The following is a 25,580-nucleotide window of genomic DNA, read 5'->3' on the forward strand; positions in this document are numbered from 1 at the left end:
GCTGGGGGCGAGCGCGTACACTTTCGCGCTTCGCACGGGCAGCGGGCCGCTCGAACCGAAAGGGCCCGAGGTGCGGAGGGTCTGAACTATGACGGGATATCGTCGGCCGTTCGGCCGCTTCGCTTCCCTTTCCTTGTCGTGGAGCTCAACTCGCGGAAACGAGGAACCCTAAAGATCGTCCAGGCAGAACACGTTTTTATAGCTCCGGCGAAAGCGCGTGCCCTTGGGAAAGAAACCTTACCGCAATTTCGCCGCCAGCAGAAAGTGTTTGGAAGCATTTTTTGCGCGATAACTCGAATACCCCAATCATTGGCCTCATGAATCTAGGAAGATACGCCAAGTTGTAAGGGAGACATTCAGTTTTCCTGAAACGAATTCGATATGGTTTCATTGCCTGCCGACGCGCTACCCCCTGTTCTGGTGGTAGAGGATGATCCTGTAACCGCAATTCTATTGCGAAGGCATCTGGAGGCGCAGGGGTACGCCGTAGACGAGGCGACCGACGGAATCCTCGCCTTGGAGATGCACCGGAAGAAGCCTTACCGCATCGTGGTTTCCGACTGGATGATGCCGAGCATGGACGGCGTCTCGTTGTGTCGAGAATTTCGCAGCCTTGGGGGCTCGTACGTTTATTTCGTCTTGTGCTCGGCTCGTACGGACCGGTCGGATCGGACAGAGGCGTTCGAGGCGGGAGTGGACGACTTTCTCACCAAGCCAATCGACCGGGGAGAACTCGCGTCGCGGCTGATCGTCGCGCGAAGGATCCTCTCTTCGGAAGACGTTCTTCGACGCCAACGCAAGCAGCTTGAAGAAACGGCTCGCCGGTTGGCAGAAGGAAACGTGGAGCTTCGGGCTCTTTCAAGAAAGTATGCGGGGCTATTCGACGGATTGCCGGTCGCGTGTTTTACCTTCGATTCCGAAGGGCTCGTCCGGGAGTGGAATCGGGAGGCGGAAGTGGCTTTTGGCATTCGGGCGGACGTTGCCGCGGGCGCGCCGGTTTGGAATGTTCTGGGAGGAGCGGACGAAGACGCTTGGTCGGAGGAGCGAGCGCGGCTTCTTATGCTCGGCTCGGGAGGAGACGCCCTCGACTGGTCGCTACGTAGCTCGGATGGTCAGGAAAAGAACTTTGCGGCGAATATCATTTGCGTCCGAGACGACGCGGGCCGGCCGATCGGAGTGGTCTGCGCAAATGTCGATATTACGGCGCGGAAGCGGGCGGAGGCGCAAATCGCCGATTTTGCCCGCCAAGTAAATGCGCAGAAGGTGGAGTTGGAGGCGATGAATCACCAACTCAACCATTTGGTTATCACAGACGAACTCACGGGCCTCGCCAACCGGCGGCACTTCCGCGAGATGCTGATCAGCATCATCGCCGGGCATAAGGAGGTTCCGATCTCGCTGCTGCTGCTCGACTTGGACCATTTTAAGCGGGTCAACGATGCGCGAGGGCACCTCGCGGGTGACCAGGTGCTTCGACAATTCGCGCAGGTTTTGCGCCGCAATGCGAACGAGGGTGAACTGCTGGTTCGATACGGCGGGGAAGAGTTCGCGGTTCTCATCGTTGGCGCCGACCAAGAGTCGGCCGAGCTGGCGGGGGAGCGATATCGAAGGTCGGTGGAAAAGGAAGATTTGGCCGGTCTGGGAGTGACCACCAGCGTTGGGGTCGCAACCGCTTTCGCCTCGGAGACGAGTATCGACGACCTTGTGGGGCGAGCTGACGCGGCACTCTATACCGCCAAAGAGTCGGGCCGAAACCGAGTTTGCACGGCCGATCCGGCATTCGCTGCGCGATTCTATTGATGGTACGCCGTTGCCTATTGCATTTTTTCCTTCGGAACAGAGAATCTGTTGGTGCACTCTATCGTTAGAGACCATGGAGGTAATTGGATGAGGAAGTCTTGGATCGCGAAGGCGGCAGTGGCCGCATCGGTTTTGGCATGTGTCGGAGTTGCGAATGCGCAGACGAACGGCCCTTCGGGCATTTCGGCTCGCATCGGCGTTTTCTTTCCGACGAACGATTTGGCGAGAGACATCGGCAAGACCTGGTTTGCCTTCGGCGCGGACTATAAGTTGAAGGAGATTCCGGCCCCGGAAGCGAACGGCCACGTTTCTTACATAAGCATCACGGGCGACTACTATGAGAAGGATGGCGTCCGGGCGATTCCGATCGCGCTGAACTATAACATCCGCGTGAACCAACTCGTGTTCTCGGCAGGTCTAGGCGTGGATTTCGTGCGCATCGGCACGAGCTCGACCGGTCTTAGTGGCCAATTGGGTGCGACGTACGAGTTCGCGAACAGCGGCTCCACGAGCTACAACCCGTTCTTCGTCCAGGCGAAGTACTTCTTCAGCTCCAAGAGCGACCTGAACGGATTCGGCGTTTACGCCGGCTATCGCTTCTAAGCGAAGCTAAACGACCAAAAGAGAGAGGGAGCGAAACGCGGTTTCGCTCCCTCTCTCTTTTGGTGTTAGTTGCCCGAAACAGAGTCGATTCCACGAAACATGGCCCGTAGCCGGTCGACGATCTCGGTTGGCAGGGGTGGGAGGTTGATTGCGCGCGCATTCTCCCGTAAATGGTCGATGCTTCCGGTGCCGGTCAAGATCACGTCGAGGCCGGGTTCCCAGCGACAGAACCGGTAAGCAGCTTCGGTGACGCTGGAGGCGCCACCTTCTTTCACTAAGAAGCCGAGCGGGTCTTCGGGGTTGAAGCTCTTCGGATCGATGAGTCCTTCGGCGGCGAGCTTTGACATTAGGTCGCTAAGCGCTGCCGGATGGCTTAGGGCGCGCCGAACGGCGAACATGCATAACATACCAACGCTCCGTTCCAAATACGGCTTCAAGGCGATTTCACGGGCCGATTGATTGAGAATGTTGAACCCGACCATGACCACGTCCCAGCAGTCGTCGCGCACGGCCAGTTTGAGCATCTCATGGGTTGGATCCGGGCCAAACGCCTCAGTGACCCCGACGAAGCGGATCTTGCCTTGGCGTTGAGAGTCTTTGAGGACCGGTACGAGGGCGTCTCGGGCGTAGTCGTAATCCTCGACTCGGGCGCCGTGAATGTGAAAGATATCGATATAGTCGGTTTGCAGTCTCTCGAGGCAGGCGTCGATTCGATTACGGTATTCGTCCGGCGTCGATCGCCGCTCCTGCCAGCCAACGCCGGCTTTGGTGGAGATTACGATCTGGTGGCGGGGCACGTCCCTTAGCCCCCGTCCGACGACTTCCTCGGTCCGATATCCTTCGGCGGTGTCGAAGAAGTTGACTCCCAAGTCGAGAGCGGCTCGAACGACGGCTTCGGCATCCACCTCGCTGCGGCCGTAAGAGAGTCCGAGGCGGCTATGGCCACCGGCTCCCAAACCGAGCCGGGAGACTCGTAAGCCGGTTCGGCCGAGCGTGGTGAAGTCCATCAGCCGCTTGTAACCCGGGAGTAGGCTTCAGAGATCCAAGCGCGAAGCTCCTCGTCGATCTCTCCGACGTCTTTGATATCGACTTCGTTGTGGTAGCGCTTCGCGGAAACCTGCTCCGCTTTCGCTACCCGCGGTCCCGCGAGTTGGCGCGCGAGGACGAGGTTCAACCGAAGTCCGTCCTTTCGCGGATGGACTCCGAGGAAAGCGGCTCGTCCGGCCACAACGTGCAAGGAGCTCTTCTTCTCTTCGACCGAGTGGGCTCCCAAGGCATTCAAGACCGGAACGAGACTCCCGTAAATCTCGGAAGCCTTGGGGCGCCCCTCGAAGAGACTGGGAATCATCATCCCATCTTACAACTCGGGGCTCAGAGTCTTACTTCTTTTTGGGGGTAGATCTTGGAACGACCAGGTAGACCCCTTTGTCGAGCCGGTAGGTCGCATTGCTGTTCTTGAGAAGGGTCGTCAGGGCAACGTCTAGGGTCACCTCCCGAACAGAGACCGTCACGACGCCTTGAACCGCGGGGTCGATCGTGTAGTTCGTTGGCCTTAGCTGGAACAGCATGCGTAGAGCGGCGCGCAAATCCATGCGGTCGCACTTGAAGGTCACCGGTTTCGAGGGCGCGACATGGCCGGAGAAGGTTGGGCCGGAGAAGGGAGGAGCCGTGACCGAAGGGCCTTGGTAGGTCATTACGTACACGCCCTTCTTATTTCTAAACGTTCCGTCGATCTGTCGGAGAAGCATTTGCAAGGCGGTTTCGAACGTCACGTTTCTCAGGTCGACCGTTACCGTTCCTTTTAAGACCGGATCTATGCTGTAGCTCTTGTGCGAGTACTCACAAAGCATTTGGAGAGCAGTACGGGCGTCGTACGATTGGAACTCGGCAGAGATCACATCGGGGCGGCCCGCGTCCCCTGCTTCAACTCGCCCGCGGACTTCCAAAGGAGGACCCTGTTGAGGAGAAGAAGCTTCCGCGAGGTTGTACATGGGGAGGGCGCACAGGGTCACAAGGGCGAGTGCGCCAATTGCCGATTTCCGGGCGAGGGAGGGTTTCGAGTCGAAGTGTTTCATGGCATTCAATCTTCGGCGGATCGTTCGGTACGACTCGGACATCGGAAGGGCTCCGGGAACGAGCGACGGGCGCGCCACCACCGAAGCGCGCAATAACATGTCGGCGTAGGTTTGGATCGGCACGCCGGACCATTGGGCCGTGTGCCGATCCGTAGCAGATTCGTGGTCCTGCCTCGCGCATCGAGCCGCGAGCCAAACGATGGGGTTGAAAAAGAATAGTGACTGGACCAGCCAAATGAGACCGAGCCAACTGAGATCCCGCCGACGAACGTGGGCCAGCTCGTGCAGCAGCATGAGCTTTGCGTCGGAAGGAGAGCCGCTTTCAAGGGTCGAGGCAGGCAGCACGATCGTAGCCTTGCGACCACCGACGACCATTGGGCTCTGAATCGAGCGGCTGCAGACAAGCGCCAGTTGGTCGGCGGTTCCGGAGGCGCCTCCGAACTCTTGGAGCAAGTCAAGCAGATATGCGTCCGTCACGGGTCTCGCATGGAGGACGATATGGCCGGCGCGGAGCCGGCCCACAATGCCCGCGCCCAACATGCCGGCGGCTCCCAGGAGCCAGAGGAGAGAGAGCGGATCGAAAGTTAGGTTCTCCGCCTTTTGAGTGATGGGAATGGGTGGGCCGCTGATCAACGGCATGCTTTCGACCACCGGAGCTTTCGCAAGGATGACTTCCGGTATTCCTGCCGGCAATAGGTGGAGGGTGATCGCGGCGAAGGGAAGCAAGCTCACGATCGGCTTAAGGAAAGCCAATCGCCAGATCCATGCCTTTGCGTTGGCGGGAATGGCCGGAGCCAGTTGAAAGATCGCCCACACCATGAGGAAGAGGAGGCTGCTTTGAAGCACCAAGGCAACAAACAGGTCACGTGTCATCGCGTGTTTTCTCCAAGGCTTGAACCAGTTTTCGGAGCTCTTCGAATTGCCGTTCGTCGACCTCGGTGCGACTGCCCAGGTAGGCCACCAGCGGGGCAACCGAGCCCCCCAGCACGCCATCCACGAAGTCCTCTACGAACGATTGGAGGAGCCGTTCTTTCTCCTGCGAAGGGAAATAGTGGTAGACGCCGTCCACCTTTTTCCGCGCGACAAATCCCTTCTGACGTAGTCGCTCCATCATGTTGAGGGCGGTATTCCGGGTCTGCCCCTTCGTCGCAGCGAGGTAGTCGCCAACCTCGGTGACGGATGCTCCACCGCTTTCGGCGATGAATCTCAGAACGTCGCTTTCCGACCTGCCAATGCTCGGTTTCTTCTTCATTTGCTTACCGACAATTGTCGTTGCATGATCTTACAGCAGAAACGACAAATGTCGGTAGAGTTTTTTGAGTGGTGGTTGGTTTGTGAATCGGGAGGATTGGAGAGGCGGCGAGGCTGCCGGGCGTATCCTGTAAGGGAACGATGAGAAAGGTTAAGAGCGGCGGGGGTTGGCAGGCGGTGCGGTATGGGCTGCGGAAGGCTCAGGAACTGGGGCCTCTGCGATTCTATCGGGCGTTAAGCTCGCGGAACGCTTGCAAAACCTGCGCGCTCGGCATGGGCGGGCAGCTTGGTGGGATGCGAAACGAAGCCGGACGCTTTCCCGAGGTCTGCAAGAAGTCGTTCCAGGCGATGGCGGCGGACATGCAGGGCCGCATCGAGCCGCGCTTTTTTGAGACCTACTCTATCGATCAGCTCAAGGGGCTTTCTTCCCGGGAGTTGGAAATGTGCGGACGGATCGTCGATCCGCTCATCGCCGGCCCGGGCGATACTCACTACCGGGTGGCGACCTGGGACGAGGCTCTCGACCTGATCGGAGGCAGACTCAAGGACGCGCCGCCGGAGCGGAGCTTCTTCTATTGCAGCGGGCGCAGCTCCAACGAAGCGGGCTTCCTGCTGAATCTGCTGGCTCGCGCCTACGGTACGAACCATATCAGCAACTGCTCGTACTACTGCCACCAAGCGAGCGGTGTCGGGCTCACCGATTCATTAGGCACCGGAACGAGCACCGTTGCTTTAGAGGACGTCGAGCACTGCGACATGCTGTTCCTCATCGGTGGCAATCCGGCATCGAACCACCCGAGACTGATGACGCTTCTGATGAAGCTGAGAAGCCGGGGCGGCAAGGTCATCGTCGTCAATCCGGTCAAGGAGACGGGGCTCGTCAACTTCAAAGTACCGTCCAACGTCGTCAGCATGTTGTTCGGAACGGAGATCGCCTCGGGGTACTTGCAGCCGACGATCGGCGGCGACATCGCGCTATTCGCCGGGATGGCTAAGCGGCTTATCGAGCGCGACGCGGTATCCAAGGAGTACATCTCCGAACACACCTTGCGCTACGAAGAGGTGCGGCAATACGTCGCCTCGCTCACGTGGGAGGAGGTAGAGGCGGCAAGCGGCCTCAGCCGCGCGCAGGTTCAAGACGTTGCCGATCAGTATGCGAAGTCCAAACGGGCGATCTTCAGTTGGACGATGGGGATCACTCACCACGAGCACGGGGTCGAAAATGTCCAGTGGATCGTCAACCTCGCCCTCTTGCGTGGGATGATCGGCAAGGACGGAGCCGGAGTTATGCCGATACGCGGCCATAGCAACGTTCAGGGTCTCGGCTCGGTCGGAGTCAGCCCCATTCTGAAGAAGGCGGCGTTGGAGCGACTGGAGACGATCGGTCTTAAGTCGCCGGATTTCAGCGGCCACGATACGCTCGCGGCCATGGAAGCGGGTGAGCGAGGCGAAATGGACTTCGGCCTGTGCCTAGGCGGCAATCTCTACGGCGCTAATCCCGACTCCAACTTCGCGGCGAAATCGCTGGGTCAGCTCGAAGTGTTGGTCTACATGAACACGACCCTTAACACGGGCCACGCGCACGGGTTAGGGAAGACGACCGTCATCCTTCCGGTGTTGGCGCGCGACGAAGAGCCGCAGAGCACGACCCAGGAGTCGATGTTCAACTACGTGCGATTAAGCGACGGAGGCCCGGCGCGGCATGAGGGGCCAAGGAGCGAAGTTGCCGTTCTGGCCGATATCGCCTTCCGAGCGCTCGGCGAGGGCGGTCCGCTGGACTGGTCGAAGCTCCATGACCACGACGAGATCCGGAAGCTCATTGCCCGCTTGGTCCCGGGATTTGAGGAGCTCGAGTCGATCGGCGAGACGAAGCGCGAATTTCACATCCCCGGCCGCATTTTGCACGAGCCGAAGTTCCCGACCCCGAGCGGTCGGGCACTGTTCCGGGCTCATCCAATCCCGAAGAATGCTCCGCTAGGAGAGCGGCAGCTTCGGCTGATGACGGTGCGCTCCGAAGGGCAGTTCAACTCGGTGGTGTACGAGGAACAGGACATCTATCGGGGTCAGGAGCGGCGCGACGTGATCCTGATGAACGCGCGAGATATCGAGCGGTTAGACCTCCATGCCGATCAACCGGTGACGGTGCGGAACGAGGTCGGCACGATGCGAAACATCGTGGTCCGACCGTTCGATATCGCGGAGGGCTGCGCGCTGATGTACTACCCAGAGGCGAATGTCTTGGTCCCGCGCAAGACGGATCCCCGGTCCCGAACCCCTGCGTTCAAGGCGGCGGTGGTCACGGTCGAGCCGAGCACGTTCGGGACGATGTTCGAGCTGATCCGACCCGGCACGTTGACGTCGCACCAAGCTTCGTCGCGGGATCGGATGAAGTCTTGCTAGTTTTGTAGCGGACAGCGGGGACGTTTCGGCTCTTCCAAGTCCCAATTTGCCGGAGGAGGATCACGCAAAGGCGCGAAGACGCAAAGGATCCTCGCCCGGGAGTTAGGCTCGGGGGATTAGACTCCGTCTAACCACGGTTTATGGGGCGCCTCCTCTCCCGAAGACAGGAGGCGCCGGGCGCATTACCAACTGACTGCGTCGATGTAGCAGGTGGTAGTGGAGGTGGCGTTGGTGGTGAACTGGCAACCCAATTGGTACATTGGGTTTACCGCGTTGGCGGGGACAGCGACGGTGATCGTGTTCCAGCCCCCCTTGGTAAGGGTCGAGATGTCCTTCCAGGTACCGGACCAAGTCCAACCACCGCTCGCGCCTTGTTGGACGTACGGTTGAATGGAAGTGATCGAGCTGGTGGCCGGGATCCACACGTGGAAGGTGACCGTGCTGCCGGCGGCAACCGTTGGGCCGCCAACGAACGCGTTGCCGGTGCCCGCCGCCCCATTGATATTTACGGCGAGAGAGTGGGTTCCGGCGAAGTGTTGGGTTGTGGACCAAGAGACGGACGCGACCGGGACTCCGCTCGATGTCCAGCCCTGAGTATTCGACTCGAAGTCGTACTGGGGGCCGCTCGCCGTCGATTTGGCGATGACGTAAAGAGTGACGCTCTGCGCGGGCACTGTCGCGGAGAGGGAGTTGCCGCTCAACGTGGCATTCGCCAGATGGTTAATCGAGGTTTGGGTCGCCGATGAAATCTGCCACACCGTGGCCGTACCGCTGGGTGTGAAGTTCGACAGGTCGATCCTAATCGGCGCGCTCGAGCCGAGCTTGTTGACGACCATCACCGTGGTTGCGCCGTCCGAAGTTCGCTGGGAGGCAAACGCGGACAGGTTATCCGGGTTCGGGACGGTGCACGAGACGCTCGTTTCGCCAAAGGTCGACTTCGATCCATCGTAGTTTCGATAGATCTTCATCGCAAGGTACGTCGGACAGTTGGTCGCCGGCGTCGTCCACCGGGTCGCCATGTCGAGTCCTTCGCGGCCGAAGATGCCGAAGATGTCGGCTTGGGCGGTGGCGCCGTTTAGCTGGGCTTCGTCGCCCCAGTTGTATTCGGTAATCGCCGTTTGGAGACCCGGGTAGTAGGTGCTAACCCAGGACTTCATGCGCGGGATGAGCTGCACATTGGAGTTGATCCAAGAAGTGTCGACGTAGCTAGGATCCCATAGGGAGCGAGTCGACCGGTTTCGAATCGTTCGCATAGCGGCAGAGTCGTCGTTGCTGAATTCGCCCTGCTGCGGGTAGTAGTGGAGGCTGAAGACGTTTAGAAGCTGCTTGCCCGAGCTGGTCTGGTACGCCTTCAACTGCTGCAGCAGCCAGGGAATATGGTCCATGTTGCCGTGGGCGCTTTTATCGGGGAAGGGGCCGCCCCAGCCGTGCGTGTTCGCCCAGGCGGCGTCGCTTCCGCTATAGAAGTAGCCGGTCCAACCCCACTCCTCCGGTCCAACGATCTGGGCGTTGGCATCCGCGTTGCGGATTGCGAGGGCGTAGGTCTTGTAGAGGTTGAGGATTTCGTCGTACGTCTCGCCGGCCGGATGGACGTCGCGGTGGGTGCTGTTCCAGAGCGCCGGCTCGTTGTCCATGATGTAGTACTTGACTCCGCCGGCACTCGAGGAGCCCCAGGTGGCGATCAGGTGGTTTACCCACGCGGTCTGGGTGGCTACGCTGTTCGCCACATTCGCGTCGAGAGGATTATTCCCGGTGATGTAAGGATTGCCGGAGGCGGTGCTGATGCCGTTTCCCGAGTCTGGATTGAAGGAGTCGTAGGCGGTTTGATTGCCGTACTTCGCCTTTGAGAACGACCAGAGCTTATTCCTTCCCGATGCTAGATTGGCGATGTAGGGAACCATAGGAATCGTAATCAACGCTTGCGCGCCGGCGGTTTTGGCGGTGGAGAAGAAGGTGTCTCCTCGCTCGCCCGCCACCGCGCTTGTGTCGGCGATGCTTTGGAAGAACCAGTCGCTCCCGCGATTGTCCGCGTTCAGATTCCAGTTGTAGCGGCTGGAGTTATTTCCTCCATACCGGTTGACCGGACAGTTCAGATCGGGAAGTTGGGCGGCCGTCGCGTAGGCGGTGCCGTAGATGTTCGGATTGATCGCTTTGCGGTTCCCCGTGACGTTTACCGTGATTACGGTTTGAGCAATTGCGGCGAAGGGAACTGCGGTCGCCAGGGAGGCGAGGGCAAGGCGAAGTAAAGGACTAGACGTACCTGTCATCACAACATATCTCCATCGATACGGTCGGCCATCGAGCCGACATTGCAAAGGCATGCGACGTTAGGGAGGGCGCTCTCCCCTGCGTCGAGACGACGAACAAAACCATCATATCGCGATTCTTGCTAAATCTAATCGATTAGATGCAGTGGTCCGGACATTTTTGGGGCGGCGGTTAAGTTGAACGTGAAAGCTTGGAAGCGACGGGGGCGGTTGTGGCTTTCCCGACCCGGGAAACAGAAGACTTTCACACGGGCGGGATGGTTGTGGGGGTCATCGGCTGGGAGCCGATGCTACGTTTACACGACCAGGATGGTCGTGATACACATGGGCTGGAAGCCCATGCCACGTTGACTGGGGGATTCGGGTTACCAACTTATGGCGTCGACGTAGCAGGTTCCGGTCCAAGTGGCGCTGGTGACGAACTGAACTCCCAACTTGGCGAGAGGAGTCTTCGCGTTCGCGGGAACCGTGACCGTGATCGTATTCCAAGCCCCGGCGGTGAGTTGGGCGAGCGTCTTGATCGTGCCCGTGAAGGTGTTATTCCCCGATGCCGGCTGCATCACCCATGCCTGCACCGATTTGATCTTGCTTCCGGTGGGTATCCACACATGGTAGATAACCGTCTTTCCGGCGGGAGTCGTGGGGTTCGCCACCACGACCGAAGCAGCGCCCGCGGCACCGTTTAGGTTCACGGCCAAGGAGTGGGTTCCGCTGGAGTGCTGAGCGGTCGACCACGCCACCGATGAGATTGGAGCCCCCGAACCTCCCCAACTCTGGGTATTCGCTTCGAAATCGTACTGCGGGCCGGTGGTCGCCTTGGCGAAGACGTAGAGGGTGATGCTCTGGGCGGGCACCGTCGTTGCGAGCGAATTGGACTTAACGGAGACGTCGGCCAAATGGTTGATGGAGGTCTGCGTCGCCGACGAAATCTGCCACGACGAGGCGACGTCGGCCGAGGAGAAGTTTGAAAGGTCGATGCGAATCGAGGCGGCCGAAGCGAGCTTGTTGATCACCATCACCCGAACCGAGCCGTCGGCGGTCTTCTCGGCGGCGAAGGCAGACAGGTTGTCGGGATTGGGCACCGTGCACCCTACGCTCGTATCACCGAAGGTCGACTTCGCTCCGTCGTAGTTACGGTAGATCTTCATCGCCAGGTACGTAGGCGTCTTTGTATCCGGAGTACCCCAGCGAGCTCCCATGTCCAGCCCTTCACGGCCGAAGATGCCGTAAATGTCCGCTTGGGTCGTTGCCCCGTTGAGCTGAGATTCATCGCCCCAGTTGTATTCCGTGATGGCGGTCTGCAGCCCCGGATAGTACGTGCTCACCCATGACTTCATCCGAGGGATAAGCTGAACGTTCGAACCGATCCACGACGTGTCCGTGTAGGAAGGGTCCCAAAGCGATCTCGTCGAACGGTTACGGATCGCGCGCATTCCCGCCGAGTCATCATCACCGAATTCTCCCTGCTGCGGATAGTAGTGGAGGCTGAAGACGTTCAGAAGCTGCTTGCCCGAGCTGGTTTGATATGCCTTTAGAGTCTTCAACAGCCAAGGCACGTGGTCCATGTTGGAGTGGGCCGTCTTGTCCGGGAATGGGCCGCCCCAGCCGTGGCTCGATCCGTACGCCGCGTCCGCGCCGCTGAAGAAGTAACCAGTCCAACCCCACTCTTCAGGGCCTACGATGAGTGCGTTCGGATCTGCGTTCCGAATTCCTAGAGCGTAAGTTTTATAAGCGTTAAAGAGCTCGTCGTAGGTTTCTCCGGCCGGGTGCACATCCCGATGGGTGCTGTTCCACAGCGATGGCTCGTTGTCCATGATGTAGTACTTGACCCCGCCGGCGTTGGACGCTCCCCACTTGGAGATGAGGTGGTTCACCCATGCGGTTTGGGTGGCGGGGCTGTTCGCGACGTTGGCATCCAGAGGATCGTTGCCGGTAATGTACGGATTCCCGGCGGCGGCGCTGACCCCGTTGCCCGAGTCGGAATGCCACGGATCGTAATTCGTCTGGTTCCCGTATTTCGCCTTGGAGAACGACCAGATCATGCCTCGGTTGGCCCCCAACTTGGCGATGTACGGAACCATGGGAATCGTGATCATCGCCTGCACGCCGACATTCTTAGCTGCCCCAACGATCGTGTCGCCTCGCTCTCCGGCGACCGAGCTGGTGTCGGCGATGCTCTGGAAGAACCAGTCGCTGCCTCGATTGTCCGCGTTCAAATTCCAGTTGTAGCGGCTAGAGTTATTTCCGCCGTACCGATTGATCGGCGCATTGAGATCGCCTAATTGGACCTGGGTGGCCCATGCGGTGCCGTAGATGTTCGGATTGATTGGGTGACGGTTGGCCTGCACATTAACCGAGATAACGGTTTGCGCGAATCCGGCCAACGGATGAGCAGCCGCGAGGATGGCAATAACAAGACGAGTTGTTGGCAGGGAGCGAGCTTTCATGTTTCGAGTCGCCAAGTTGGCACGACGATCCGCGCCCATTCTAACGTGAATCGCAGATTGCTCTAAACGATTAGATCTTGTCCATGGGTCAAAAGGCCTGTACTGCCTACGGGTCGCCAAGCGCCTTCATCCGAATCTGTCTCTGCCAGGAAGAGTCCGTGATCATCGATTCGAGGGCGACCAACGAGATAACCGTTCGGTTCGCCTGTCTCCACACTTGGCCGAAAGACAACCCACGTGGCGGGGAGTCTGAGCCAGTCCAATAGAATTCGGCGTAGTCTTTGCTTTTCATCTCGAAAGCCCAGTTAGGGCCTGCATGCTTCTCAAGATCCTTTAGGGAACTGCGCGAAGGGTATTCAAATATCTCGACCCCGGAATCGAGTTCGATCCATCGGACTCTTAGGTGGGACGGATTTTCCGTCACTAGGGAACCGAACTCGGCGCGCGCCCGGGCATGGTCCCCTTCGCGAATTCGCGGTTGGTTGACGTGCAGGACCTGGTCGAAAACCTGGAGTCCAATCCAAGCGACCGCAGCCAAACAGATCAAGCCGGCCGCAAGACAAACCTTGGTTCCACTCGTCATCGACTTAGGGACGCGACCGCTTTGTGAGAGGGTTCTCGGCCAAATGGATTGAACCTTGGACCCAAGGCTTCGTCTGTCTACCCATGGTAGCAATGCTGTTGCTTTTGGCTGGGCAGGATTCCGCGGTTCAGATATTTAAGGTTGGGGCGCTCGATCGACAGGCGATCGTGGTTGCTCCGAAATCCGCCAAACCGCCATTGGTCTTCGTCTTCCACGGACACGGCGGCAATATGCGCCAGGCCCAGCGCAGCTTTGGGATCGAGGGTAAGTGGCCAGAGGCGATGGTCGTGTACCCGCAAGGGTTGCCCACCAAAGGAATCACCGATCCAGAGGGGAAGCTGAACGGCTGGCAGCAGAAGAAAGGGGATTATGAGGACCGCGACCTGGCGTTCTTTGACGCGATGATGAGGTCTTTTCATGGCAAGTTCGATCCCAAAAGGGTGTACGTCACCGGCCACTCCAACGGGGGGCGCATGACGTATCTCCTTTGGTCGGAGCGAGGCAATATATTGGCAGCGGTGGCTCCCTCGGCCAGCCCAGCCGTGCTCGGTATCCGCAACGCCAAGGCGATCCCCGCCTTCATTGTCGCGGGGACGGAGGACAAGATCGTTCCTTATCGCATTCAGGAAATGAGCATCAATGCGGTGCGGCGACATCTGGGGACCGACGCCTCGAAGGGGAGAACAGACGGTTACACCCGGCTGGAGCCGGGGGCGGATGGTTTGGAACTCGGGACGTATATCTTTCCAGGACCCCATTCGATCCCAAAGCCCGCGATCGAGCAGATCGTTGCGTTCTTTAAGCGGCACTAGTAGAGCGGCAACTCTAGTGGAAGGATGTTCCGTGAGATTCTACGACGCCCCCCCCCCCGGGTCGGAGCGGATCGGGATCCCTACCCCAATACGGTCTAAATATGGATGAACGGGAGGCTTCTACTCGGGCGGGCCGCCCGAGATACCCACGGGCAAGCCGCCCGTGCCACTTTAACTAAACGGTATTGATCCCTATCCGAGGTCTTCGACCACCGGGCTACGTTCTGTGACCTCTCCGAGGTCGGGAGGGAAGGCATTTATCCATCAAATGGGGCTTAACGGTCTAGTAGCGGGCACGCCGAACTCGGGATGGGTTTAGAACTTGGCCGTGGGGCAGCACGGCCATCACCGCCGCGCTAGCCAGCCGTATGCGGCCACCGCGCCGTACCCCAGCACGAGGTAAGCGAACAGGGCGTTCAGCAACGCATGGCCGACTTTGAACTCCTCTCCGGCTGGCCAGTCTTCGCTTCGAAAGTAGAAAGCGTCAAACACAAGCCGCAATGCCCAGAAACCGCACATAAAGCTTGCCAGGCCGATCGCCGCAGTTTCACCACGCAAGAACGAGTCGTGAAGGACGAGCGTGAGGATCGCGAACGAAACGATGGTGGTGACGATGAAGATCCCGTAGGTCCACATCAGTTTCCGGTTGAATGGGGAGAGCCGAGGCAACTCCTCGCTCCAATTCAGCTTTTTCGGCACTTGAGAGCTGGCCAGCAGAACGCAGAGCTGCATCGCGCCCAGCGACCAAAGCAAGGCGCCGACATACCAAGTGAGGGGCTGACTAGTTATTTGATGGTGCAGCCAAACGAATAGCGGGACGATCAGCTGGTTCCGGAAAGGGGTGTGGAACAGGAGAGGCAAGGGGACAAAGATCCAGGCCAGTGTCCATAGCTTCGATCTGACTCGCCATCGTCGTTCGAGACCCAGACCAAGACACTGGATGGCGAAGTAGAGCATTGGACCGCCCCAACCGGCGCCAACCGAGTAACTGATCGCCATTTCGTGTAGCAGCCCGGAGATCAGGAAGACCGCGAAGATGGCACGCCTTAGTCCGATCCGACCGACCAGCGCCGGTAGGAACAGGCGTCGGTCCATCTCGACGAAAGCAAGATTCCAGCGGCGGGTCCAAAACTCGCTCAAGGTCCGGCTCGCATACGGCCGATCGAAGAGAGGGCGGACGGGGCGACCGAGCATCCAGAGGGCGCTCGTCATTACTTCGCTGGCCCCGAAATGAACTGTCAAGAGGATGCCGGCGATGCCAAGCCAGCCGACGGCCATAGGAGGAATCCACGGAAGAAAGATCGCGGTCGCGCCAGCAACCGCGATTCCGAACAGCATAAGTGTCAAACCTCGTCCAAATCGGGCACCCGTGCCGTTGGGCGCCGGTGCACGCTGGGCGAAGCTTTCCGCGTCCATCCCGGGCCAGATCGTGACGAACAGCAGGTGGTCGAGAAGGCGAAGGCGAACCGGCGGCGATTGGAGGGTGACGGCTCCCTTCATCAAATAGAGGAAAAGCAAGCTGGAAGCCAGTAGTCGCAACCCGGCAGGCTCGGATCGAAAAACGATGAGGAGTGCGATTCCGGCGGCAGGAAAGAGCCAAGCGAACCCGCGTGCTCGCGGAGTTCGGGGTAGGCCAGGAATGAGGGCGGCAATCAACCATGCTAGTGTCCAAGCGGCGACAAAGCCCAGCGTGCCCATCGAGAACATTATAGTTTCAGAACTTACTGAAAATTAAGAACTTAGCAAGAATCAAAGAAAATTCGAGAGTTCGATGTAGAGCACACTACACTGATAAGGGCTAAGAAGAATTGAATGGGAAGACGAACTAGCATCGGCTTGGTGGGGGCAACCGGGCTGTTGGCCGTTGGGTTGTGGCCTTTGACGCCTTCGGCGGCTCAGCAGGCAAAAGCCAAGCCTCAAAAGGGGGTCCCGACGTTTGCGCGAGACGTGCGCCCGGTAATCAAGCAGTTCTGCATCCGATGCCACTCGGGACCGTCCGCGAGCGGAGGCATCGCCCTCGACAAGGTAGCCACCGAAGCGGCGGCACGGGCGAATTCGCAGATCTGGGACAAAGTCGCGGTGAACGTCGGCTCCGGACATATGCCGCCGGCAGGGGCTCCGGCTCCAAGCAAGGCTCAGCGGCAGGCGCTCGTCAACTGGTCGCAAGCACTTCTTGCAAGCTGTGAATTGGCGAACCCCGGCCGGGTTACGATGCGGCGGCTGAATCGGATGGAGTACGACAACACCATTCGGGACCTTACTGGGCTCGACCTCCATCTTTCGTCGGATTTTCCGTCGGACGACGTGGGATACGGATTCGACAACGTCGGGGACGTGTTGTCGATCTCGCCGCTCCTTATGGAGAAGTATCTGCGAGCGGCCGGGGAGGTCGCCAAGCAGGCGATCGTATTGCCGAGCAAGCCGGCCGGGCACTACGACGCGGATGCCCTGAGGAACACCACCGGGGGATCGGTCGAGCAGGGAGGATGGATCCTCTTCTCCGCGGGAGCGATGGTGGCCACCCACAACTTTCCGCATACGGGGATGTACCGGGTGAAGATCGGCGCGTACGGTCAGCAGGCGGGGCCTGAGGCGCCGAAGATGGCGGTTCGGGTGGACAAGCAACTTATCGATACCGTCGAGGTGAAAGCGGTCGAGGCAAAGCCGGGCGTGTACGAGTTTCCGGTAAGGGTGGAAGCGGGGAAGCACGAGATCTCGGCCGAGTACACGAACGATTACTACACGGCCGGGCCGCCTCCGCAAGACCGCAACTTGGCGATCGATTACATCGAAGTGGTGCAGCCGGAAGCCGGTTACGACGGATTGCCGGATTCGCATAAGAGAATCATTCCTCCCGATACGGCCGCGGGCCGACCGCCGATTCGGGAAGTCCTGAAGGCGTTTGCCAACCGTGCGTTCCGACGGCCGGCAACGTCCACTGAGGTGGACCGGTTGACGCAGATCGCCAATTTAGTGATGAAGGATGGCGAGTCGTACGAACGCGCGGTTCAAGTCGGAGTTCAGGCCGTGCTCTCATCGCCGAATTTCCTTTTCCGGGTCGAGCGAGAGGACTCCAAGGCGGCGGTGGGACCGTACGAACTGGCGTCGCGCCTCAGCTATTTCCTGTGGGGCTCGATGCCGGACGATCGGCTTCAGCGACTCGCCGCCAGCGGCGAGTTGGCGAAGGTAGCGATCTTGGAGCGCGAGGCGCGGCGGATGTTGGCCGACCCGAAGAGCGAGGCGCTCGCGGATGGATTTGCGGCCCAGTGGCTAAACCTTCGGAAGCTGTCGGACATCGCTCCGGATCCGAAAGAGTTTCCGGAATTTAGCGACAAGCTTCGCGACGATATGATGACGGAGACCAAGACGTTCTTCGACGGGATCGTGCGGAACGACCGGAGCGTCTTGGACTTCTTGGGCGCCAGGTACTCCTACATGAATGAGCGGTTGGCCAAGCATTACGGAATCGAGGGGGTCCAGGGGGACCAGTTCCGCAGGGTTTCGCTCCAGGGAACGCCGCGCGGCGGCCTACTTTCGCAAGCAAGCATTCTGACGTTGACCTCGAATCCTACGCGAACCTCACCGGTGAAGCGAGGGAAGTGGGTACTTGACGAGCTGCTCAACCAGCCGCCGCCTCCTCCGCCTCCCGGCGTCGGCGACCTTAGCGCTACTGGGAAGATGCTAACGGGGACCTTGCGGCAGAAGATGGAACAGCACCGCAAGGATCCTTCTTGTGCCTCGTGCCATCGCCGCATGGATCCGATTGGATTTAGCCTGGAAAACTTCGATCCCACCGGGAAGTGGCGGACGAAGGAAGGGGAGGCGACGATCGACGCGTCGGGCGTTCTAACCGACGGAACCAAGTTTAGTGGACCCACCGAGCTTCGAAATATACTTCTTGGCAGAAAGAATGAATTTGTCGCCTGCTTGGCGGATAAGATGCTGACGTACGCAATCGGACGTGGAATGGAATCTACCGACCGGTGTTACATCGACCGCATCTCAACGACGGTGCGACAGAATGGATATAGATTTTCGTCGCTTGTCGCGGCTATCGTGACAAGTGAACCGTTCCGAATGCGGCGACCCGCCGCCAAAGGATCCAAATGAGCCAACTCATCGCGCGACGGACGTTTCTGAAAGGTCTTGGCACTGCCATGGCAATTCCGCTGCTGGAGGGAATGCTGCCGATTACCGCAATGGCGGCTTCACCCAAGGCACGAGTGGTCCGGATGGGATTTGTGTTCGTTCCGAATGGGATTCGCATGTCCGAGTGGACCCCGGAGATCGAGGGGACGAGCTACGTGCTGCCGTCGACGCTGGAGCCGTTGCACGCGGTTCGAAGCTCGGTTTCGGTGCTCACCGGTTTGACCCAGAAGAACGCGTTCGCGCTCGGCGACGGACCGGGCGACCACGCGCGATCGGCGGCGGCTTGGCTTACCGGGGTGCATCCCAAGAAGACGGCGGGCGCGGATATTAAGAATGGGATCTCCGCCGACCAGCTTGCTGCGATGCATATCGGCAAGAACACTTTGTTCCCATCGATCGAGCTCGGTTGCGAGCGCGGGGCTCAGGCCGGAAACTGCGACTCTGGTTACTCGTGCGCCTATTCGTCCAGCATCTCGTGGCGGGGCGAAGCGACGCCGGTGGCCAAGGAAGTTAATCCGCGGTTGGTCTTCGAGCGGTTGTTCGGAAACGGCGACAGCAAGGAGAGCGCGGAGAGCCGGCTTCGCCGCGCCCGTTACAACCACAGTATCTTGGACTTCGTCCTCGAGGATGCGAGCAACCTTCGCGGCCAGCTTGGCAAGCGGGACCAGCTTAAGCTGGATGAATACCTAACGTCGGTCCGGGAGATCGAGCTCCGAATTTCGAAATACGACCAGGCGACGGCGGTAATGGTGGAGGGCGGCGTTCGAATCCCGTCCGGAGTGCCAAAGGATTATGCCGACCACATCAAGTTAATGGGCGACATGATGGTCCTTGCTTTCCAGGCCGACCTCACGCGGGTTGGAACGCTGATGTACGCCAATGAGGGGAGCAACCGCAGCTACGCCCAGATCGGCGTTCCGGAGGGGCACCATGACATTTCGCACCACGGCAACGAGCCGGCGAAGCTAGAGAAGAAGCGGCAGATCGACCGATTCCACGTCGAGCAGCTTGCCTATATGCTGGAGCGGATGCAGGGGATCAAGGAGGTCGACGGAACGCTTCTCGACAACTCCATGATCGTGTACGGCGGGGGAATCAGCGACGGTAACCGGCACAACCACGACGATCTGCCGATCCTTTTGGCAGGTAAGGGCGGTGGTACGGTTCACACGGGAGAGCACAAGCGGTACGCGAATGGGACCCCGATGAACAATTTGTTCCTGTCGATGCTCGATAAAGTAGGGGTTCCCGTCGAAACGCTGGGTGACAGCACGGGTAAGTTACAGGGATTGTTCTAAGGGACGCCGGCATGGGCCTATTGTTTCCATGCTGCGAATAGGTCATTGTGCCTCAGTTGCGGCCGGCTGAGGAACTACCTCAACCTTGGCAGTAGTCCATCGGTTGTAAGTAAGTGCAACCCATGGTGAGTTTACGGGACCCGATTATGAACGTCCAAGACGCGATTCGCGAGAGTTACCTCGCCCAAGGCTTTACCGAAGAGCAGCTCGAGCAGCTCTACGCGATCGCCGAGGAGCGAAGTTACGTCGACGGCGAGCCGATTTTGCGTCAGTTCGACGACAGCCAAGATCTTCTTATCTTGGCGAGCGGCCGGGCCAACATCCTCACGGTGATCGGCGAGCCGATCGGGGTCGTAAAGCCAGGCATGCCATTGGGCGAGATCTCGTTCTTAGACAGTAAGCCTCGGTCGGTTTCCGTCGTTAGCAGTGGACCTAGCGATGCGGTGGTGCTGCCCGCCGGCCCCTTGCGAAAGATCTTGCAAGAGCGTCCGGACATCGCACTTCGAGCCTTGCTAAATATTAGTAGAGTCCTATGCGCGAGATTGCGTGCAGCTAACAACAATATCGCTGCGTTAATGGCAATCGATGAGAGCGAGACGTCGCTGAGCCGAGGTTAGTTGTCCTCATTTAAGTTTTTGCACGTTTTTTCGTGCCCCCGGTGTCGATGACTCGCACCAATTAGACGTTTCATGGCGTCTACTGCATTGGGTTTGCCCCAGGTTGTCGTGGCTTGTTCTATAATGGGCTCGCTCCGGCACTGTCTCCATATGGCAGCGTCGCCGTAGAGGTTCGCCTCGCCGGCTTCGGATCTTGGTGCATTCGTCGGTTTTTACTCGGTTAAGAGGTGTCGTACTTGTGTTCTTGAGAAGGAACTGCTTTAGAGGAGCCGCTCTCGCGGGCGCTTTGGGACTTACCCTGGGCGTATTTGCGAGTGGCACTCCGCCGCAGTCGTTGAAAAAGCCCGTGGCGTCGAAGGCTGAACTAAGCCAGAAACTCCGTGCGGCAGCGGCTGGATTTACAGAAAATTTAGGTCAATGGGACGCGCGCGCCAAATTCTTGTCGCGAACGCGCAACCTCGATGTTTGGATCACATCCCAGGGTGCGATCTACGACTACTACACGGTAGTTGGCTCTGAGGGCCAGCGCACCGGCCAGGCGATTCGTATGTCGTTCGATGGATCCAAGAACTCGAGGGTAATGCCCGAAGGTTTGGCTCTCCCGGGCGGCGCGGCCTACCGCACCAACACGGGGAATACGCCAGGAACCGCCCATCGATACGGCGCGGTCGTCCAAAAGGACATCTATTCCGGAATCGACGCTCGGTACTACGTTGATGGCAGCAAGCCTCGCTACGACCTGATCGTCGCACCAAACGCGGATCCGTCGACGGTACGCGTTCGCTTTGATGGCGCCAGTGCGGTCAAGGTTCGTGGCAATGAAGTCGTTCTGGGAACGACGCTCGGCGCCCTGAAGAATGGCCATCCGGTGGCCTATCAGGCGAACGGCAAGGGTAAGACGCTTGTCGCGGCCAAGTATTTCCAGCGTCCGGACGGAAGCATCGGGATCAAGCTTGGCGGCTACGATAAGTCGCGAACGCTGGTCATCGACCCGCTGGTTTACGGCAGCTACTACGGAGGCGAAAGCGGTAACGACGAGGTTCGAAACGTGGTTTCGGACTCCGACGGCGTGTTTCTCGTCGGTCGCACCTTGGCGCCAGACTTTCCTGCCCTTACCGGTCCGTACGGATTCAATCTGAAGGGCGGATACGATGCATTCGTCGCGAAGCTCCGAGGCGACGCTTACAGCAATGTCTACTCGGCGTACTTCGGCGGAAGCCAGAACGACATCGCCCAGTTCTGCACGTTGGACCCGTTCGGAAATCTGTGGATCGCCGGTCGAACCGCGAGCACGGACTTCCCGAACAACCCCCGGGACAATATTCAGTTCCTGACGGGCGATCCCCAGGCGAATGGCGGAACATTTGTACTCTCCTACCTTGGTCGGAGAACCACCCCGCTTCCGTTCAATGCGACGACTACCCAGGTCTTCAACGCGCTGAGCGCGATTCCCGCCCTCTCGGGCGGAGTCCTGAAGTCCGTGACGGCGGTTCGTGGGACGCAGTTGCCGGGCACCTTCCAGGGCACGATCTATAGGATCGTGACGGACGGCGACCTCGGTCCTGCGATCATCACTCCGGTGACGGAGGATAATGTCCCCGGAAACAAGTCGGTGTTCGGCTTAAGGCCGCACGTCTTTACGACCGGAACGGGGCAGTTCCCGAACCCCGACGCTTTTACGACGCGCGCATTCGTGACGCGAACGTTCCCGAAGACCGGTTCTTGGACCCTGACGTACACCGATCCGATCGGAGGTCCTCTCGCCGCGCAAACGACCGCCTTCCTGTCGGTGGCCGCGAATGCGGCAACAGTCCAGGCGGCGCTGAATGCGCTCACCAATCTCAATGGTGGAACGTTTAAGGTAACTGGCACACCGTTCTCCACGGGCGGGGTCTTTGATATCCAGTTCACTCCGCAGAACTCTCCGACGCCGGGACCGGCTCCCACGCTGGAGTCAATCACGCAACTGCTAGGCCCGGTTCCAAGCTATACGCAATCCAAATTCACCGACATCTTTGTGATGCGCTGGGCGAAGAGTTCGAGCAAAGTGCTCGACCCAGCCGGCGACATCGTCCAGATCTTCGGTGGAGAAGGAAACGAACTCCTCTCTGGGTTCGCCGTTAAGCAGAACGACAATCCAGGCCCTAACGATCCTGTCTTGTTTGGATTTGCCGGCGACTATACGCCGCCTTTCGGCGGCGCAGCGACGGGAATTCCCGGAGTCGGCGGTACGCAGGATAACTTCTCCTTCATTGCTTTGTCGTCGTTCAGCAACGGCGTGATCACGCCCAATACCGCTGCCACAAAGTGGGTTGCCGGCACGCTGGTCACAACCCTCGGCGGCTTCGCGATGGATCGGAACGGCGATGCCTACATCTGCGGCAACGTTGGATTCGACGGATTCAACGACGATAACCCTGGCAGTAACGGGGAGTTCCCAACCACGCCGGGCATCTTCGAGAACGGAGATAAGCTTCGCTACATCGACACCTTCATGCGCAAGTACGACCAGCAGGGCAACATCGTCCTGTCGGGAATCTTGGGTGGAAATGGAGATGACACGATCGGCGGTATCGATACCGATCCGCACGGCGTGACCGATAAGGTCGGCTCCGCCATCTACGTGGATGCACAAAACAGCATCTACATGACCGGTATTGCTCGTTCTTTCAACTTCCCGAGGACAAGTAACGTCTTCGGCGAGACGTTCGACGCCAATGCGGTCGTGTTCGTGACGAAGATCAGCGCCGACGGCGCCACGATTATTCAGTCGACGAACCTGAAGACGACGGGAAATATTGTTCCGTCGGGCATCAGCGTAGATCCGAGCGGAAATACGTGGGTGGCCGGTACGGCTCACCCGAATTTCCTGGACTTCCCCCAGACGAACGGCCAAGCGCCGGGCGACCCGAACGAGCCGATTGCGACTGCGTTCCCGACCCTCCCGATTCCGCTTCCGCTTCCGACGCCGACAACTCCAGAACCCAGATATCCGCTCGACTACACCTATTCCTCACCGGCGGTGCCTGAGATGCCGACGACGGAAGGGTGGGTTTTCGGACTCAATCAAACGTTCTCCAATTGGCTCTACATGTCGTGGACCGGTGGACTTTACGACGAGATGGTCTTCGGGCCGTACGTCGACAAGTTTGGAGACGTGTGGGTCAACGGTTGGACCGACTCGGCCCGCCGGTACATTACGGTCAGCTCCACGGGAACCGTCAAGCAGTACGGACACACCGGAGAGGGCTTGCCCGTGCAAGCCGGTCAGAATCCGTATCCGCCGCAGAACCTGATCTCGCCCTTGGCTTTCAAGGCTACTCCGGCGGCAGGCGGCGATACGAACATGACTATGGTCTACGGCGCCTATGGCGACCATAACGGCAACACGTGGGGTCCTGGCACTCTCACAGCTGCCTACCGCCGTGACGGCTTCGTCACGAAGCTCCGGTACACGTCGGTAGCGAGCATCCAGGCCGTCAACTTGAACCCGAGTACGGTTCCGGGTGGGCTTGGCGCTACTAGCACGGGAACGGTCACCCTTTCGGGCCCGGCGCCGGGTGATGGGGCTCAGGTCGAGATCACTCTCGATAACGCGAGCGCTTCGTTCAGCCCAACGTCTCCTCAGTCGAGCATGGTCCTCACGATCGCCGGCGGTCAGACCACCGGTAATTTCACCATCTACACGAACGCGGTTACGGCGAACACGGCGGTGAATGTGAAGGCTACGTATCTCGGCACGTTCCAGAGCACGCGTCTCAACGTAGTGCCTTGGCTGCAGGGAATCGGCGTCACGCCGAATACTCTCGTCGGTGGAAACGTTACGAGCGGCCGCATCAGCCTCTCGGCTCCGGCTCTGGTGGGTGGCGGCGGCGTCGTCGTCAACCTCACGACCGACACGCCGAGCCTGATCTCCTTCCCCGGAGGCAGTCAGGTCACGGTTCCGGAGGGTCTCTCCTCGGTGAACTTCACGGTCAAGACGGCGGGCGTCGATAAGAAGACGTTTGCCAACGTGACTGCTTCGGTTCTGGGAGTCAACCGCACAGCGGCCATGACGCTCACGACGGCTAACCTTCTGAACCTCACCTTCAACCCTCAGGTTGTGGCGGGTCTAAGCTCCACTACGGGAACGTTGGTTCTCGATGGCGAAGCAGGGCCGAACGGGTTCGACGTCACCTTGGGTGGCGCTCCGGCCGGGTTCGTGATCAATCCGACGACGATCCACTTCGGAAACGCCGAGACGTCGCACACCTTTACGGTGACGACGCCGAACGTGACCAGCAACGCAACGGTTCGCGTCACCGCGAATCGGGCGGCGAGTGGCGAGTACCAGGCAGGGTCGGTCTCGAACACCTTCACGGTGGTTACGGCGACGATCGCTTCGATTAGCATCGATCCGAGCACCGTCAACGGTGGCGATACGGCAACGCTCACGGTCAACTTGAGCGCGCCGGCGCCGGCTAGCGGCGTTCTGGTCAACCTTGCTTCTAGCGATCCGGCTACCGCGACCATCGCGTCGTCGGTAACCATTCCTGCTGGGGCTCAGACGGCTACCGTCGACGTGCCAACGCAGGTGATCTCGAAGACGAAGGTGGTGACGATTACCGCCTCTCGATCTGCCACGGACTCCAAGTCAGCCACGCTGACAGTGACCGGGGTAGACATCGCGCTCTCGCTCAATCCGGCTTCGGTCTCGGGTGGGCAGAGTGTGACGGGCACGGTGACTTCCGCCCGACCGGCCGGAGCCGGCGGCTTGGTGGTGGCGCTCTCTTCGAGCAACACCGCCGTGGCTAATCCGGCGGTTGCTACGGTGACGATCCCTGCGGGTCAGACCACGGCAACCTTCACGGTGAACACCTTCTCGGTGGACGCTAATACTAACGTGACGATTACAGCCAGCCTTGGGGCAGGAACCACTCCTGCGACCGCGGTGCTCGAAGTTCGATCGATTGGCGTGCTAAGCGTGGCGTTCAACAAGGCGTCGGTTACCGGCGGCCAGACGGTCAGTGTGACGATCACGCTGGATGCTCCGGCGAAGGCCGGTGGGACTTCGGTCAACATCAGCGTGGTGAACAACCAGTTCGTCGCGATCCCCGCGGCCATCACGGTACCGGCCGGACAGACCACGTACACGTTCACCTTAACGACTCGGCGCGTATCGCGCGACCAAAGGACGACGCTCATCGCGTCGGCTGCGGGCGCATCGGCACAAGCCTCCCTCCTCGTCAAGTTCGGCTTCTAGCCGAACTTGACGAGGGAAACGGGCTCCGGTGGATTT

At 59.5% G+C, this 25,580-nt stretch carries 16 protein-coding genes; 8 read left to right on the plus strand and 8 right to left on the minus strand.

Annotation, left to right across the window (positions count from 1 at the left end; translation table 11 throughout):
* Window positions 1–381 precede the first annotated feature (381 nt).
* A complete protein-coding gene (locus OP10G_RS17480; protein WP_084179462.1) occupies window positions 382–1,800 on the plus strand; it encodes a diguanylate cyclase domain-containing protein in 1,419 nt (472 codons plus the stop codon).
* Between the two features lie 87 nt (window positions 1,801–1,887).
* Window positions 1,888–2,403, plus strand: a complete 516-nt coding sequence (locus OP10G_RS17485) for a hypothetical protein (RefSeq protein WP_025229148.1) — start codon at window positions 1,888–1,890, stop codon at window positions 2,401–2,403.
* A gap of 65 nt (window positions 2,404–2,468) precedes the next feature.
* Here OP10G_RS17485 and OP10G_RS17490 read toward each other — a convergent pair whose 3' ends face one another.
* The 4 genes from OP10G_RS17490 to OP10G_RS17505 are packed head-to-tail and all read right to left on the minus strand — an operon-like array spanning window position 2,469 to window position 5,730.
* Window positions 2,469–3,410: an aldo/keto reductase gene (locus tag OP10G_RS17490; RefSeq protein ID WP_025229147.1), complete on the minus strand. Its 942-nt coding sequence runs from the start codon at window positions 3,408–3,410 to the stop codon at window positions 2,469–2,471.
* Window positions 3,410–3,754, minus strand: a complete 345-nt coding sequence (locus tag OP10G_RS17495; protein WP_025229146.1) for a DUF5655 domain-containing protein — start codon at window positions 3,752–3,754, stop codon at window positions 3,410–3,412. Before OP10G_RS17495 ends, OP10G_RS17490 begins: the two co-directional genes overlap by 1 nt.
* 28 nt (window positions 3,755–3,782) lie before the next feature.
* A complete protein-coding gene (locus tag OP10G_RS17500) occupies window positions 3,783–5,351 on the minus strand; it encodes a M56 family metallopeptidase (RefSeq protein WP_038473296.1) in 1,569 nt (522 codons plus the stop codon).
* On the minus strand, window positions 5,341–5,730 hold the full coding sequence (locus OP10G_RS17505) for a BlaI/MecI/CopY family transcriptional regulator (protein WP_025229144.1): 390 nt from the start codon (window positions 5,728–5,730) through the stop codon (window positions 5,341–5,343). The genes OP10G_RS17500 and OP10G_RS17505 overlap by 11 nt, the downstream gene beginning before the upstream one ends.
* A gap of 140 nt (window positions 5,731–5,870) precedes the next feature.
* Here OP10G_RS17505 and OP10G_RS17510 point away from each other — a divergent pair, with 140 nt between their 5' ends.
* Window positions 5,871–8,129, plus strand: coding sequence for an FdhF/YdeP family oxidoreductase (locus OP10G_RS17510; protein WP_025229143.1), 2,259 nt, complete (start codon window positions 5,871–5,873; stop codon window positions 8,127–8,129).
* A gap of 182 nt (window positions 8,130–8,311) precedes the next feature.
* Here the strand turns inward: OP10G_RS17510 and OP10G_RS17515 are convergent, their stop codons facing one another.
* The 3 genes from OP10G_RS17515 to OP10G_RS27480 form a co-directional block, all read right to left on the minus strand.
* On the minus strand, window positions 8,312–10,396 hold the full coding sequence (locus tag OP10G_RS17515; RefSeq protein ID WP_025229142.1) for a glycoside hydrolase family 44 protein: 2,085 nt from the start codon (window positions 10,394–10,396) through the stop codon (window positions 8,312–8,314).
* A 365-nt stretch (window positions 10,397–10,761) separates the two neighbouring features.
* Window positions 10,762–12,843 carry a glycoside hydrolase family 44 protein gene (locus OP10G_RS17520; RefSeq protein ID WP_158409275.1) on the minus strand — a complete coding sequence of 694 codons (2,082 nt, stop codon included), beginning with the start codon at window positions 12,841–12,843 and terminating at the stop codon, window positions 10,762–10,764.
* A gap of 106 nt (window positions 12,844–12,949) precedes the next feature.
* Window positions 12,950–13,135 (minus strand): hypothetical protein, encoded by a 186-nt coding sequence (locus tag OP10G_RS27480; RefSeq protein ID WP_144241219.1) that lies wholly within the window; start codon window positions 13,133–13,135, stop codon window positions 12,950–12,952.
* Window positions 13,136–13,518: 383 nt separating this feature from the next.
* Here OP10G_RS27480 and OP10G_RS17530 point away from each other — a divergent pair, with 383 nt between their 5' ends.
* Window positions 13,519–14,238: a CE1 family esterase gene (locus OP10G_RS17530; RefSeq protein ID WP_144241220.1), complete on the plus strand. Its 720-nt coding sequence runs from the start codon at window positions 13,519–13,521 to the stop codon at window positions 14,236–14,238.
* A gap of 345 nt (window positions 14,239–14,583) precedes the next feature.
* On the opposite strand, the gene OP10G_RS17535 is transcribed toward OP10G_RS17530, so the two are convergent.
* Complete coding sequence (locus OP10G_RS17535; protein ID WP_158409276.1) at window positions 14,584–15,936, minus strand: membrane bound O-acyl transferase family-domain-containing protein; 1,353 nt, start codon at window positions 15,934–15,936, stop codon at window positions 14,584–14,586.
* A 114-nt stretch (window positions 15,937–16,050) separates the two neighbouring features.
* Between OP10G_RS17535 and OP10G_RS17540 the strand changes: the two genes are divergently transcribed.
* From OP10G_RS17540 to OP10G_RS17555, 4 genes are all read left to right on the plus strand, one after another.
* On the plus strand, window positions 16,051–18,348 hold the full coding sequence (locus tag OP10G_RS17540; protein WP_025229137.1) for a DUF1592 domain-containing protein: 2,298 nt from the start codon (window positions 16,051–16,053) through the stop codon (window positions 18,346–18,348).
* Window positions 18,345–19,685 (plus strand): DUF1552 domain-containing protein, encoded by a 1,341-nt coding sequence (locus OP10G_RS17545; protein ID WP_025229136.1) that lies wholly within the window; start codon window positions 18,345–18,347, stop codon window positions 19,683–19,685. The genes OP10G_RS17540 and OP10G_RS17545 overlap by 4 nt, the downstream gene beginning before the upstream one ends.
* A gap of 122 nt (window positions 19,686–19,807) precedes the next feature.
* A complete protein-coding gene (locus tag OP10G_RS17550; protein ID WP_084179468.1) occupies window positions 19,808–20,302 on the plus strand; it encodes a Crp/Fnr family transcriptional regulator in 495 nt (164 codons plus the stop codon).
* Window positions 20,303–20,648: 346 nt separating this feature from the next.
* Window positions 20,649–25,544 (plus strand): beta strand repeat-containing protein, encoded by a 4,896-nt coding sequence (locus tag OP10G_RS17555; RefSeq protein ID WP_476701868.1) that lies wholly within the window; start codon window positions 20,649–20,651, stop codon window positions 25,542–25,544.
* The last annotated feature ends 36 nt before the right edge of the window (window positions 25,545–25,580 follow it).

The sequence above is a fragment of the Fimbriimonas ginsengisoli Gsoil 348 genome (assembly GCF_000724625.1).
In the GTDB taxonomy this organism is placed as follows: Bacteria; Armatimonadota; Fimbriimonadia; order Fimbriimonadales; family Fimbriimonadaceae; genus Fimbriimonas; species Fimbriimonas ginsengisoli.